Annotated in this window: 11 protein-coding genes; 7 read left to right on the top strand and 4 right to left on the bottom strand. The window is 68.4% G+C overall.

The window, feature by feature from the left end; genetic code table 11:
- Window positions 1-5: 5 nt before the first annotated feature.
- A complete protein-coding gene (locus tag HFGMBDPB_RS18175) occupies window positions 6-707 on the top strand; it encodes an alginate O-acetyltransferase AlgF (RefSeq protein WP_016449891.1) in 702 nt (233 codons plus the stop codon).
- Window positions 708-733: 26 nt separating this feature from the next.
- Window positions 734-1,879 carry an acyl-CoA dehydrogenase family protein gene (locus HFGMBDPB_RS18180; protein WP_016452419.1) on the top strand — a complete coding sequence of 382 codons (1,146 nt, stop codon included), beginning with the start codon at window positions 734-736 and terminating at the stop codon, window positions 1,877-1,879.
- Window positions 1,880-1,895: 16 nt separating this feature from the next.
- Here the strand turns inward: HFGMBDPB_RS18180 and HFGMBDPB_RS18185 are convergent, their stop codons facing one another.
- From HFGMBDPB_RS18185 to iolD, 4 genes are all read right to left on the bottom strand, one after another.
- Window positions 1,896-2,870 (bottom strand): DUF4434 domain-containing protein, encoded by a 975-nt coding sequence (locus HFGMBDPB_RS18185; protein ID WP_212645962.1) that lies wholly within the window; start codon window positions 2,868-2,870, stop codon window positions 1,896-1,898.
- A 135-nt stretch (window positions 2,871-3,005) separates the two neighbouring features.
- Window positions 3,006-4,103, bottom strand: a complete 1,098-nt coding sequence (locus HFGMBDPB_RS18190) for a porin (RefSeq protein ID WP_212645963.1) — start codon at window positions 4,101-4,103, stop codon at window positions 3,006-3,008.
- A gap of 44 nt (window positions 4,104-4,147) precedes the next feature.
- Complete coding sequence (gene iolE, locus HFGMBDPB_RS18195; protein ID WP_212645964.1) at window positions 4,148-5,074, bottom strand: myo-inosose-2 dehydratase; 927 nt, start codon at window positions 5,072-5,074, stop codon at window positions 4,148-4,150.
- Window positions 5,075-5,163: 89 nt separating this feature from the next.
- Window positions 5,164-7,047, bottom strand: coding sequence for a 3D-(3,5/4)-trihydroxycyclohexane-1,2-dione acylhydrolase (decyclizing) (gene iolD / locus HFGMBDPB_RS18200; RefSeq protein ID WP_212645965.1), 1,884 nt, complete (start codon window positions 7,045-7,047; stop codon window positions 5,164-5,166).
- A 219-nt stretch (window positions 7,048-7,266) separates the two neighbouring features.
- Between iolD and HFGMBDPB_RS18205 the strand changes: the two genes are divergently transcribed.
- The 5 genes from HFGMBDPB_RS18205 to HFGMBDPB_RS18225 all read left to right on the top strand — a co-directional run bounded on the left by HFGMBDPB_RS18205 (window position 7,267) and on the right by HFGMBDPB_RS18225 (window position 12,728).
- Window positions 7,267-8,247 (top strand): sugar ABC transporter substrate-binding protein, encoded by a 981-nt coding sequence (locus HFGMBDPB_RS18205; protein ID WP_212645966.1) that lies wholly within the window; start codon window positions 7,267-7,269, stop codon window positions 8,245-8,247.
- A 73-nt stretch (window positions 8,248-8,320) separates the two neighbouring features.
- Window positions 8,321-9,871 carry a sugar ABC transporter ATP-binding protein gene (locus tag HFGMBDPB_RS18210; protein ID WP_212645967.1) on the top strand — a complete coding sequence of 517 codons (1,551 nt, stop codon included), beginning with the start codon at window positions 8,321-8,323 and terminating at the stop codon, window positions 9,869-9,871.
- Between the two features lie 29 nt (window positions 9,872-9,900).
- Window positions 9,901-10,938 (top strand): ABC transporter permease, encoded by a 1,038-nt coding sequence (locus HFGMBDPB_RS18215; RefSeq protein ID WP_016449899.1) that lies wholly within the window; start codon window positions 9,901-9,903, stop codon window positions 10,936-10,938.
- A 24-nt stretch (window positions 10,939-10,962) separates the two neighbouring features.
- A complete protein-coding gene (locus tag HFGMBDPB_RS18220; protein ID WP_016449900.1) occupies window positions 10,963-11,910 on the top strand; it encodes a sugar phosphate isomerase/epimerase family protein in 948 nt (315 codons plus the stop codon).
- Complete coding sequence (locus HFGMBDPB_RS18225) at window positions 11,907-12,728, top strand: TIM barrel protein (protein WP_034365010.1); 822 nt, start codon at window positions 11,907-11,909, stop codon at window positions 12,726-12,728. The genes HFGMBDPB_RS18220 and HFGMBDPB_RS18225 overlap by 4 nt, the downstream gene beginning before the upstream one ends.
- The last annotated feature ends 7 nt before the right edge of the window (window positions 12,729-12,735 follow it).

Consider the following 12,735-nt stretch of genomic DNA (forward strand, 5'->3'; position numbering starts at 1 on the left):
CAGGCATGACTTCCGTTTTTTCCGCTGTGAGGCGCCAAGCACTGTTCACCCTGGCCGGGCTGGCGGCCCTGTCCTGCCTGCCTGCAGCGCATGCCGAAGGCACGCTGGCCCAGCTGTACGCCGCGCGCCCCCCCGCAGGCTCGTCCTTCGTGCGCGTGGTCCACCCCGACGCGGGCAGCCTGCGCGTGAAGATCGCCGACGGCCCCGAGCAGACGCTGTCCGGCAGCAAGCCGGCCAGCAGCTACGCCATCGTCAAGGGCGACACGCCCTTTGCCATCCAGCTGGACGGCAAGAGCGCCGGCAGCATGAAGGTGGCGCCGGGCAGCTTCACCACCCTGGTGCCGCAGCGCCAGGGCAAGAACGCGGCCACGCGCTTCACGGCCATCGACGACTCCGGCGGCAGCCAGGACGCGCTCAAGGCCGAGCTGCGTTTCTACAATCTCACCACGGACTGCCCCCAGGGCAGCCTGCAGGTCGCGCCCGCGGGCACGCCCCTGTTCACGGGCGTGGCGCCGGCCGCATCGGCCAGCCGCTCCATCAACCCGGTCAGCGCCCAGCTCAGTGCCAGCTGCGCCAAGGCCGTCAGCGCGCCGCTGGCACTGCCCCAGCTGCAGCCCGGCGACCACTACAGCCTGTTCATGACGGGTACGGCCGCCTCCCCCGTGCTGCGCGGCCAGGCCAGCGCCACCGACACCTATCGCCCCTGACCCAGCCCAAGGAGACCGACACAGACATGCGCACCCGCTCCGTATTGCGTGAAGACCACCTGCTGTTCAAGGAACAGGTGGACCGATTCGTGGCCACCGAGATCCTGCCCCACATCAATGACTGGGAGGCAGAGGGCATCACGCCGCGCGCCCTGTGGCGCAAGGCTGGCGACAGCGGCCTGCTCAATTGCGACCTGCCCCCGCCCTACGGCCAGGGCGGGGACTTCGGCCACGCGGCCGTGGTCATCGAGGCGCTGGCGCGTGCCAACTGCCTGGGCATCGGCTTTTCCATCCACTCCGACATGGTGGCGCCCTATCTCTGGAACTTCGGCACGCAGGTGCAGAAGGACCGCTGGCTGCCGCGCATGGCCACGGGCGAGCTGATCGGCGCCATCGCGCTGACCGAGCCCGGCGCGGGCAGCGACCTCAAGGCCGTGCGCACGCGCGCCCGCCGCAAGAGCGAGAGTGAAGGCGGCGGCTACGTGCTCAACGGCCAGAAGACCTTCATCACCAACGGCGTCAACGCCGGCCTGATGGTGGTGCTGGCCAGCACCGAGCCCGACCTGGGCGCGCGCGGCCTGTCGTTGTTCGTGGTGGAAGAAGGCATGAAGGGCCTGGGCAAGGGCCCGGCGCTGCGCAAGATAGGCCAGCACAGCCAGGACACCTGCGAGCTGTTCTTCGACGAACTGCACCTGCCGGCCGACCACCTGCTGGGGCGCGAGAACGCAGCCTTCGAGCATGTGACCCAGGAACTGGCGCAGGAGCGGCTGGCGATCGCGCTGCGTGCGGCGGCCTCCACCGAAGGCATGCTGGACGAGGCTGCCGAGTTCGTGCGCAACCGCAAGGTCTTCGGGCGCCGCGTGCTCGACTACCAGAACACCCGCTTCAAGTTCGCCGACGCCCTGGCCAGGACCACCATGCTGCGCGTCTTCCTGGACGACTGCCTGGCCCAGCACATGGAAGGCTCGCTGGACTCCGTCACCGCCGCCATGGCCAAGCTCAACGCCACCGAGCTGCAGGGCCAGGTGCTGGACGAGCTGCTGCAGCTGCACGGCGGCTACGGCTACATGGCGGAATACGGCATCGGCCGTGCCTGGGCCGATGCAAGGGCACTGCGCATCTTCGGCGGAAGCAGCGAGATCCTGCGAGAGATCATCGCCAAGCGCTTCTGACCCGGCCGCCTGCCGCTCAGCGCGCGGCGGATTTCCACCCGCGCAGCAGTTGCCGGGCTTCGGGCGTGTCGTTCAGCACCCAGGGATCGATGGCGAAGGCAACGACGCGCTGGGCGCCGTAGTCGCGGGCCACGTCCCATTGGCGACGCACGCGCTCGAAGCTGGCCGTGCGCGCCTGGAAGTCCGAGCCATCGGGCCGCGCGGGCGGCAGTTGCTCGAACAGTTCCACGATGAGATCGAACGGCGCCCTGCGCTCGAGCAGCATCTGCTGCAGCGGCGCCAGCGCCTCGTAGTTGCCCAGGCCCGCCACGCCCACGCCGTCCTGCACCATGGGGCGCAGGGACACGCGGTCCAGCAGGATGCTCCACAGCGTGGGCAGGCTGCCCAGGGTCTGCAGCTGGCTGAAATAGGTGGAGATGCCGGGCACCTGGCCGGATGTGGCCGCTGCCGCCTGGGCCAGCGGTTGCAGCGCGCTCACCAGCAGCTCGATGCGCTCGGGCGCGGCCCAGTGGTACTGCTCCAGCTCGTAGGGGATGTACCAGCCGCGAAAGGCCGCATGGCGCGGCCAGGTGCTGGCGTACATGTGGCTGGCGCCCAGCTCGGCGATATGCGCCAGGTAAGGCGCAGGGCCTGCGGCGTTGTCAAGGCTGATCTGCTTCCACCAGCGCTCGTCATAGGGCAGGCCCAAGTGCACGCCCATGCCCAGTTCGGTGCAGATGTCCAGCAGGTCGGCGATCTGCGCGTCGGCCAGCATCCAGCTGCCCGCCTCGGTATCGCCCAGCAGGCCGCTCCATTGCACGAACAGCTCGCGGCAGCCCAGCGCCTGGGTGGCGGCCAGGCGCTGGCGCCATTGGTCGCGCGGCATCTCCAGATGGCTGCGCCACGGCTGCAGGAAACTGCCCGACACGGGCGCCGAGGCCGCGCAACCGACCAGCGAGGCACAGGCGGCGGCCACGCCGGCGCCGAGGAATTCGCGTCTGGACAAATGCATGTTGGGGACGGCCGCAAGGCTGCGTGAAGGCAAGCGCCAAGAATACAGCCAAGCGGCACCGCCCCGCCCCAAGGGGGCCGGCCCAGCGGGGGTTGACCCGGCCGGGCTGAGGGTTGATGCGCGGCGAAGGCGGCTTCAGAACGAGTGCACGACGCCCGCGTAAAGCCCCTGCTGGCCGGAGCCGGGCAGCGGCTTGCCGCTGTTGGCCTCCACCGAGAACGAGGCTGTGCCCCCGTTGGAGAGGGTGCCGACCGTGCCATACAGCATGGTGCGCCGGGAAAGATGGTAGTTGGCCCCCAGGCTCAGCAGGCTGGCGCCGCCGCCACTGCGGTTGGCGCGGTAGGCGCCGCCCACCAGCACCAGCGCCGGCGTGGCCTGGTAGTTGGCGCCCATCCAGTAGGTCTGTTGCCTGCGGGCGCCTGCCGGGTTGTCGGCGTCGGCCACCGTCAGGAGGCCTGACCGGATCTGGCTGTAGCCCGTGAACAGCTTGAGGCCGCCCACGCGGTAGGTTGCGCCCACCGTGTACAGGCGCGATGCCGTGTAGAGCGAACTGAAAGCGCCGTTGCCGTCACGGATTTCTTCGTAGAAGGCCTTGAGCACCAGCGGCCCCTGCTCATAGCCCACGCTGGCGGCGGCCTGGCGCCCGGCCCGGGAACGGCCCGCCTCCCCGTTCAGCCCCAGCTGGGTGCGAAACGAGAGCCCGCCCCAGGCCGGCGACTGGTAGCTGATGGCATTGGGGCGCGACCCCCAGGTCCGGTTGCCCTGCAGCGTGCCCGCACCCATGGCCTGCAGGCCCATGGGGTCCAGCGCCCAGACCTCGCCGTCCGGAATGCCCATGGCCCGGCCCAGCAGCAGCGTGCCGTACGTCTGGCTTCGCAGGCCGACTACCGCATAGCGGCTGAAGAAGCTGTCGCCCACCGTGCCGTCGTCGGCGGAGAACTGGCTTTCGAGATGGAAGACGGCGCTCAGGCCGCCACCCAGGTCCTCAGCCCCGCGCATCCCCCACCAGGTCGCGCCCCATTGCCCGGCGTGCCGGAGTTGATCGGAAGACCGGCCCGGCCCCTCGGCAATGCGGTTCATATAGTCGACACCGCTGACGATGCGCCCATACAGCGTGACGCTGCCTTGCGCCGCGGCCAGACTGGCTGCGCCGGCCAGCGCCGCAGCGCACAGGCAAGGTACGGTGGCCCGGGCCGCAGGGCCCCACAGGGCGTGGTGGATTGCAGATGTCATGACGTTGTCCTCCCTTGGTTTTCATGCCTCGATGCCGGATGGCCTCAGGCGCCCAGCCGCTCCACGAGCGCGCTCAGCGTCTCGTAGCCCTTTTTCGCGTATGCGTAGCCGGGCGCGATGGCGGGGTCCTGCTCGGCCTCGACCACGAGCCAGCCCTGGTAGCCGGCATCCCTGAGCGTGCGCAGCACCGCCTCGAAGTCGAGCGCGCCGTCACCCGGCACCGTGAAGATGCCGTTGACCACGCCCTGCAGAAAGCTCCAGTCGCCCTGGCGCGCCTGGGCAATCACCTGGGGACGCACATCCTTGCAATGCACATGCGCCACGCGCGCCACATGTTTTTTCAGCAGCGCCGCCGGATCGGCCGCGCCGCCGTAGTAGGCATGGCCGGTATCGAACAGCAGAAAGACCTTGCGCGGATCGGTCAGCGCCATCAGGCGGTCCACATCCTGCGGGGATTCCACCTGGGCGCCCATGTGGTGGTGATAGGCCAGCCGGATGCCGTAACACTCCAGCAGGTGCGCGCCAAAGGCATCCAGCCGCCACGCATAGCGCTGCCAGGCCGCATCGTCGGCAAAGCGCGGGCGCCGGGACACAGGCGTGCCGATCTGCCCCTGGACCGTGCCCGCGCATTCGCCATAGACCACCACGTCGACGCCGTTGTGGCGCAGCCTGTCCATGTGGGGCTTGCAGCGCTCGGCCTCGGCGGCAAGGGCCTGGTCGTCGCTGCCCGCATCGGCCTGCGCCAGAAAGCCCGAGTACCAGCCGGAGACGCAGGCCAGCCCGTACGCGTCGAGCCTGGCCTTGAGCGTGGGGCCGGTTTTCGGAAACTTGTTGCCCAGCTCGAAACCCGCGTAGCCGATCTCGGCGCCTTCCTTCAGTGCAGTGTCCAGCGGCGTATCGCCCCCCAGCGAAGGGAGGTCGTCGTTCATCCAGGACAGGGGATTGATACCGATGCGAACCTTCCAGTTCATGCGAGTCCTCCTTGGGGCAGATAGGCGCCTAGACAGTTAGGCAGATGGGCAGATGGGCAGAAATCGGGCGGGGCGACGGTGGCGCGGCGTCAGCGCCGCTGGCCTGCCTTGTGGTGCAGGTACTCGCGCCGCGCGCCCTGGACCTCGGGGCGGTCCGAGACCTCGGGCACGGCAACCTCCCACCAGGCGCCGCCGTCGGCCGTGGTGCGGTGGTGGGTGGTATCTATCACCAGCACCTGGCTGCGGCGGGACGCCCGCGCACGCAGCATTTCGCGGCGCAGTTCCTGCACACCGCCCACGTGGACGGCCTCGGCCCCCATGGCAGCGGCGTGGCGGGCGAAATCTATGGACGAGCGCTCGCCGCCCTCGGGCACGCAGTCGTCGAGCATGTTGTTGAAGCTGGCGCCGCCGCAGCGGATCTGCAGCCGCTCTATGCAGCCGTAGCCACGGTTGTCCAGCACCACGACGATGATCTTTCGGCCCAGCAGCACCGAGGTGGCCAGCTCGGCGTTGAGCATCATGTAGGAGCCATCGCCCACGACCACGATGACCTCGCGCTCGGGCCTTGCCAGCTTCACGCCCAGACCGCCCGCGATCTCGTAGCCCATGCAGGAATAGGCATAGTCCACGTGGTAGTTGCCCGGCAGGCCGCTGCGCCACAGCTTGTGCAGCTCGGCCGGCAGCGTGCCGGCCGCGCAGACCACGATGTCATTGCGGGCGCTGTCCAGCCCTGCGTCGGCGGCAGACTCGCGCAAGGCCCCGATCACCTCGGCGTCACAGGGCAGCTCGCCCTGGGGCACGTGCAATGTCAGCTCCGCCACGCGCTGTGCCCAGGCTGAGGCCCGGGCGCGCAGCTCTTCGGTCCACCGTGGATCGGCCCGCCAGCCGGCCAATCCTGCACCCAGCTGGGCCAGGCCAATACGGGCATCGGCCACCAGCTGGCGGCCACGCTTCCTGGCGGCATCGAAGGGCTGCACGTTCAGGCCCAGCACCGTGGCCTGGCTGTACAGCGCCTGCGAGCCGCTGGTGAAATCCTGCTGCCGCGTGCCGATGGCCAGCAGCACATCGCAGTGCCGGGCCGCGTGGTTGGCAGCCGGCGAGCCGGTCACGCCGATGGCGCCCAGATTGAGGGCATGGTCCCAGGCCAGGCTGCCCTTGCCGGCCTGCGACTCGGCCACCGGCACGCCATGCGTTTCGGCAAACACGCGCAAGGCCTCCCAGGCCTGGCTGTACAGCACGCCGCCGCCCGCCACGATCAGCGGCCTTTTGGCGGAGGCCAGCAAGGCCACGGCCTCGGCCAGCCCGGCAGCGTCGGCCGGCTGGCGGCGCAGGCGGATCAGCGGCGGGTGGAAGAAATCCATGGGCCAGTCGAAGGCCTGGGTCTGCACATCCTGCGGCAGCGCGAGGCAGACGGGGCCGCACTGGGCCGGGTCGGTCATGACCTGGATGGCACGCGGCAAGGCCACCAGCAATTGCTCGGGCTGCATGATGCGGTCGAAGTAGCGCGTGACCGGGCGCAAACAGTCGTTGGCGCTCAGATCGCCCTGCTCGAAGCTCTCCACCTGCTGCAGAACGGGATCGGGCAGGCGCGAGGCAAAGATGTCCCCGGGCAGCAGCAGCAGCGGCAGGCGCGCCACATGCGCCAGCGCGGCGGAGGTCACCAGGTTGGTGGCGCCGGGGCCGATGCTGGAGGTCACGGCCATCATGCGCTGGCGGAAATGGGTCTTGGCAAAGGCCACGGCCGCATGGGCCATGCCCTGTTCGCTGTGGGCGCGAAAGGTGGGCAGCCTGTGCCTGTCGGCATGCAGGGCCTCGCCCAGCCCGGCCACGTTGCCATGCCCAAAGATGGCGAACACGCCGCCGCAATAGGGCTGGATGGAGGTGCTGCCGTCCGGCTGCACGACCTCGGCCCGCAAGGCCGCCAGGTAGCGGACCAGCGCCTGGCTGACGGTCAATCTCACAGTGCTTGTCATGGCTTGCCTTGTCTCCGATGCCCGCCGTTCAGAACATGGACGAAAGATTAAAACTATTGGAAATTATTTTCCTTAGGTGTAATCACTTAGAAATTAATTTCCAAAATTTCACGGCACGGAACTACAGTTCTCCTCACGGTCCGGTGCAATCCGGTGTGTGGCGAGTCCATGCGGGGCCTGCATGCGCCCCGCTGCCGCTCAGGAACAAGGAGACGAGGGATGAGTAAAAGACACCTGCTGGCTGCCATTGCCGCAGCCCTTCTGGTCGCCCTGCCGTTGCATGGCCAGGCTCAGGCACAACCACGGGCAGCGCAGGCCCAGGCCCCGGTGCAGCCCCTCAGGATCGGCGTGGCGATGGCGCTGTTTGACGACACGGGCCTGACCATCCTGCGCAACGGCATCGTCGATGCAGCGAAAAGGCACGGAGCCGGCGTGCAGATCGAGGACGCCAGCAACGACGTGGGCAAGCAGCTGAGCCAGATCCAGAACATGATTGCCCAGCGGGCCGACGCCATCATCGTCAACCCGGTCGATACCGACGCCACGCCCAAGATCACCCGCATGGTGAGCGCCGCCCGGATTCCGCTGGTCTACGTGAACCGCCAGCCCGTGGATTTCGACAAGCTGCCCGCAGGCACTGCCGTGGTCGCGTCCGACGAAAAGCTGTCGGGCACGCTGCAGGCCCGCCAGGTCTGCAAGCTGCTGGGCGGCCGGGGCGACCTGCTGGTGCTGATGGGCGAGCTGTCCAACGACTCGGCGCGCGTGCGCACCCGCGACATCGAGGAAGTGCTGGCGACCCGCGAGTGCGCAGGCATGAAGATCCTGGACAAGCGCGAAGGCAAATGGAGCCGCACGCAGGGCCAGGACATCACCATGAACTGGCTGAGTTCGGGCATGAAGTTCGACGCCATCCTCGCCAACAACGACGAGATGGCGATAGGCGCCATCAACGCGCTGAAGTCGGCCAGGAAATGGACGCCCGACATGATCGTGGCCGGCATAGACGCCACGCCGGACGGGCTGGCGTCCATGAAGAACGGCGACCTCAAGGTCTCCGTCTTCCAGAACCTGGCGGGCCAGGGCGCCAATGCCGTCGATGCCGCCCTGCGCCTGGCCGGCAAGCAGGCCGTGGAGCGCTTCGTGAACGTGCCCTTCGAACTGGTCACGCCCGAGAACATGGACCAGTACGCCAGGCCTTGAGCCGGCCTCGCCTGGTCCGCGTCGCCCCGTCACCCCCGCCACCTCTTCACAACCTGTCCTCCAAGGAGTGCCCATGCCCACCGTCTCGCCGGGCAGGCTGCAGGCCGCCCCCTGGCCAGCAGCTTCCCCATCCCCTGCTGGCGACTGGCTTCTGGAAGTGCGTGGCGTGGGCAAGTCGTTTCCCGGCGTCGTGGCACTGGCCGATGTGCAGCTGCGCGTGCGCAGCGCCAGCGTGCATGCGCTGATGGGCGAGAACGGCGCCGGCAAATCCACGCTGATGAAGATCATTGCCGGCATGCATGCGCCCGACCAGGGCGAGATCCGCCTCAGGGGCAGGCCCGTCACGCTGCACGGCCCGCTGGATGCGCTGCAGCAGGGCATTGCCATGATCCACCAGGAGCTGAACCTCATGCCCGGCATGAGCGTGGCCGAGAACATCTGGATTGGCCGCGAGCCGCTCAACCGCCTCGGCCTGGTCGACCACCGCCAGCTGCGCCAGCGCACGCAGGCGCTGTTCGACCGGCTGGCCATCGGCATCGATCCCGGGGCCGAGGTGCGCACGCTGACCGTGGCCAGCCGCCAGATGGTGGAGATCGCCAAGGCCGTGTCCTTCGACTCCGAGGTGCTGATCATGGACGAGCCCACCTCCGCGCTCACCGACAGGGAGGTGGAGCACCTGTTTCGGATCATCGGCCACCTGCGCAGCCAGGGCAAAGGCATCGTCTACATCACGCACAAGATGAACGAGCTGTTCGAGATCGCCGACGAGTTCTCGGTGTTCCGTGATGGCCGCTACATAGGCACGCATGCGGCCGCCGACGTCACGCGCGACGACATCATCCGCATGATGGTGGGGCGCGAGATCACACAGATGTTCCCCAAGCAGGACGTGGCCCTGGGCGACGTGGTGCTGTCCGTGGACGGGCTGGGCGTGCAGGGCGTGTTCAGCGGCCTGGGCTTCGAGCTGCGCGCCGGGGAAATCCTGGGCGTGGCCGGCCTCGTGGGCTCCGGGCGCTCCAATCTGGCCGAGGCGCTGTTCGGCGTGGTGCCCGCCACCAGCGGCGAGATCCGTATCGACGGCCGGCCGGTGAAGATCGACTCGCCCGCGCAGGCCATGCGGCACGGCATGGCCTTTCTCACCGAGGACCGCAAGGACACCGGCTGCTTCACGTGCCTGGACCTGCAGGCCAACATGGAGATGGCGGTGCTGAGCAGCCGCCATGTGAAGTGCGGCTTCGTCGAGCGGGCTGCGCTGCGCCGCGACTGCGAGCACATGGCGCGCACGCTGCGCATCAAGTCGCCCGGCCTGCATGAACAGATACAGAACCTGTCGGGCGGCAACCAGCAAAAGCTGCTGATCGGCCGCTGGCTGCTGACGCGGCCCCGCATCCTCATCCTCGACGAGCCCACGCGCGGCATCGATGTCGGCGCCAAGGCCGAGATCCACCGCCTTGTCGGCACGCTGGCCGCCGAGGGCGCGGCCGTGCTGATGATTTCCTCGGAGATGCCCGAAGTGCTGGGCATGAGCGACCGCATCCTGGTCATGCATGAGGGACGCATGACGGGCATCGTCGAGCGCAGGGACGCCGACCAGGTACGGATCATGGAACTGGCTTCCCGCTGAGCCGGGGACCCCAAGCGGAGACAGGCAAGATGAGCAATACCCCATCGATTTCGCAGGCCCCCTCCCCGCCCGGCCCGGGCACCGGCCCGTTGCACCGGGCCAGGCGGCCGCCGGAACTGAGCATCTTTCTGGTGCTGCTGGGCATTGCACTGTTCTTCGAGGCGGCCGGCTGGCTCACCGTGGGCCAGAGCTTTTTGCTCAACGCCGAGCGGCTGCAGATCATCGTGCTGCAGATGGCGGTGATCGGCATCATCGCCGTGGGCGTCAACCTCGTCATCATCACCGGCGGCATCGACCTGTCGTCGGGCTCGGTGGTGGCCGCCACCGCCGTGGTGTCCGCCAGCCTGGCACAGGTGTCCGACTTTCCGCGTGCCGTGTTCCCGCAGCTGACCGACCTGCCCGTGGTCTGGCCGGTGGCGGCCGGCATGTGCGTGGGCCTGATGGTCGGCCTGCTCAACGGCTCGCTGATCGCCTTCACGGGCATTCCGCCCTTCATCGCCACGCTGGGCACCATGGTGGCCGCACGCGGCTTTGCCAAGTGGTTCACCAACGGCACGCCCGTCTCCATGCTGACCGACGACTTCGCAGCGATCGGCTCCGGCGCCCATCCGGTGATCATCTTTCTGGTGCTCGCCGCCGTCTTCCACGTGGTGCTGCGCCATACGCGCTTCGGCAAATTCACCTATGCCATCGGCTCCAACCGCCAGGCAGCCGTGGTTTCGGGCATCAACGTGCAGCGGCATCTGGTCTGGGTCTACATGATTGCCGGCCTGCTCGGCGGCATCGCCGGCACGGTGACGGCGGCGCGGGCCATCTCGGGCCAGTCGGGCATGGGTGTCATGTACGAGCTCGATGCGATTGCCGCCGTGGTGATCGGCGGCACCTCGCTGGCCGGCGGCATGGGCCGCATCACCGGCACGGTGATCGGCGTGCTGATCCTGGGCGTCATGACCTCGGGCTTCACCTTCATCCGCATCGACGCCTACTACCAGGAGATGGTCAAGGGCGCCATCATCGTCGCGGCCGTGGTCGCCGACCAGTACCGCAACAAGAAGGCGCGGCGCTGACGGCGCGCCCTGCAGGCAGACACCATGAAAATCGCCCTCGATCCCTACATGATCCGGCACGAGCCGCTGGACCGGCTGCCGCAGGCCGTGGCCGAACTGGGCTATGCGCACATCGAGCTGTCGCCGCGCAGCGATTTCCTGGACTGGTGGGTGATGCCGCGCGCCACCAAGGAGCGCATGGCCGCATTCCGCCAGGCCATGCGCGCCAGCGGCGTGGCACTGGCATCGCTGCAGCCCATGTACCGCTGGGCCAGCCCGTTCGAGGACGAACGGCAATGGGCGATGCGCTGCTGGAAGAAGGCCATCGAGGTGGCCATCGAGATGGAGTGCGCGCTGATGGTCTCGGAGTTCGGCCGTGGAGCCTCGCCCGAGCGCTCGGTGAACGGTCCTGCCGGCGCGAATCCGAAGGAGATGTGCGAGGCCGCCTGGTTCCGCTCCATGGACGAGTTGCTGCCCATCCTGGAGCGCGAAGGCATCACGCTGTCCGTGGAGCCGCATCCGGAGGACTGGATAGAGCAGCTGCAGCCGGCCATGGACATCGTGAGGAACATGGGCTCGAAGGCGCTGCGGCTGTCCTATATCGCCCCGCACACCTTCCACTACGGCGGCGACATGGCCGCCATGCTGCGCGAAGCCGCGCCGCTGCTGGCCCATGTGCGCGTGGCCGACACCTTCGACCACAGGAAGAGCAGCCAGCTGCGCTACATCGTCAACCCGCCGGGCTCGCACCACATCCGCGTGCACCAGCACCTGGACATGGGACAGGGCGAGATCGACTGGGACCTGTTCTTCGGCACGCTGGGCAGCGCCGGCTTCGACGGCGTTCTGTCGTCCTGCGTGTTCGCCTGGGAAGAGCGTGCGGCCGAATCCAGCCGCTTCATGCGCCAGCAGATACAGCAACAGCTGGAAAGGCATTTCCCGGACCGCTTTGCGCCCCTGACCACCGCTTCCCACCCGAGTCCCGGCCCATGACGAATCCCATCCATTTCGCCATCAACCGCATCAGCGCCTCTCGCATGCCGTTTGCCGGCTACCTGGCCATGTGCCGGCGCCTGGGCGTGTCGGCCATCGAGATCCGCAACGACCTGCCCCATGCCGAGACCTGCGACGGCACGGCGCCCGCCGCCATCCAGGCCGCGGCGCGGCAGGCCGACATCACCATCGTGTCCATCAACGCGCTGTATCCCTTCGACGTTTTCGACGCCGGCCTGGAGCGCAAGGCGCGCGCGCTGGCGGCGTACGCGCGTGACTGCGGCGCCCGGGCCCTGGTCATGTGCCCGTTGAACGACAGGGCCGACCCGCGCACGCCCGGCCAGCGGCGGCGCGACCTGGTGCATGCCCTCAGGCAGCTGCGCCCCCTCCTCGATGGCCATGGCGTGCAGGGACTGGTCGAGCCCCTGGGCTTTGCCGAGTGCGCGCTGCGCCGCAAGTCCGATGCCGTCGAGGCGATCTACGGCGCAGCCGGCGAACGCCACTTCAGGCTGGTGCACGACAGCTTCCACCACTACCTGGCCGGCGAAGACATCTTCTTTCCCGACCTGACCGGGCTGGTGCATGTCTCGGGCGTCGAGGACCACCGGCTCGAAGACGGCCAGATGCGCGACGGCCACCGCGTGCTGGTCGGCGAAGGAGACCGCCTGGGCAACATCGCCCAGTTGCGAGAACTGCTCGATCGCGGCTATGGCGGCCCGGTCTCGTTCGAGCCGTTCGCGGCCCGGATCACGGACGCGGACAGCAACGAAGCCCTGCTGCGCCAGAGCATGGACTTCATCCGCCATTCATTGCTTTGAAAGAAGG

This window comes from Delftia sp. PE138, from assembly GCF_018320755.1.
Lineage (GTDB): Bacteria > Pseudomonadota > Gammaproteobacteria > Burkholderiales > Burkholderiaceae_C > Comamonas > Comamonas tsuruhatensis.

Coding starts and splice junctions, on each gene's coding strand:
- HFGMBDPB_RS18205 (WP_212645966.1), top strand. CDS start 7,267: ATGAGTAAAAGACACCTGCTGGCTGCCATTGCCGCAGCCCTTCTGGTC.
- iolD (WP_212645965.1), bottom strand. CDS start 7,047: ATGACAAGCACTGTGAGATTGACCGTCAGCCAGGCGCTGGTCCGCTAC.
- HFGMBDPB_RS18175 (WP_016449891.1), top strand. CDS start 6: ATGACTTCCGTTTTTTCCGCTGTGAGGCGCCAAGCACTGTTCACCCTG.
- HFGMBDPB_RS18180 (WP_016452419.1), top strand. CDS start 734: ATGCGCACCCGCTCCGTATTGCGTGAAGACCACCTGCTGTTCAAGGAA.
- iolE (WP_212645964.1), bottom strand. CDS start 5,074: ATGAACTGGAAGGTTCGCATCGGTATCAATCCCCTGTCCTGGATGAAC.
- HFGMBDPB_RS18185 (WP_212645962.1), bottom strand. CDS start 2,870: ATGCATTTGTCCAGACGCGAATTCCTCGGCGCCGGCGTGGCCGCCGCC.
- HFGMBDPB_RS18215 (WP_016449899.1), top strand. CDS start 9,901: ATGAGCAATACCCCATCGATTTCGCAGGCCCCCTCCCCGCCCGGCCCG.
- HFGMBDPB_RS18190 (WP_212645963.1), bottom strand. CDS start 4,103: ATGACATCTGCAATCCACCACGCCCTGTGGGGCCCTGCGGCCCGGGCC.
- HFGMBDPB_RS18225 (WP_034365010.1), top strand. CDS start 11,907: ATGACGAATCCCATCCATTTCGCCATCAACCGCATCAGCGCCTCTCGC.
- HFGMBDPB_RS18210 (WP_212645967.1), top strand. CDS start 8,321: ATGCCCACCGTCTCGCCGGGCAGGCTGCAGGCCGCCCCCTGGCCAGCA.
- HFGMBDPB_RS18220 (WP_016449900.1), top strand. CDS start 10,963: ATGAAAATCGCCCTCGATCCCTACATGATCCGGCACGAGCCGCTGGAC.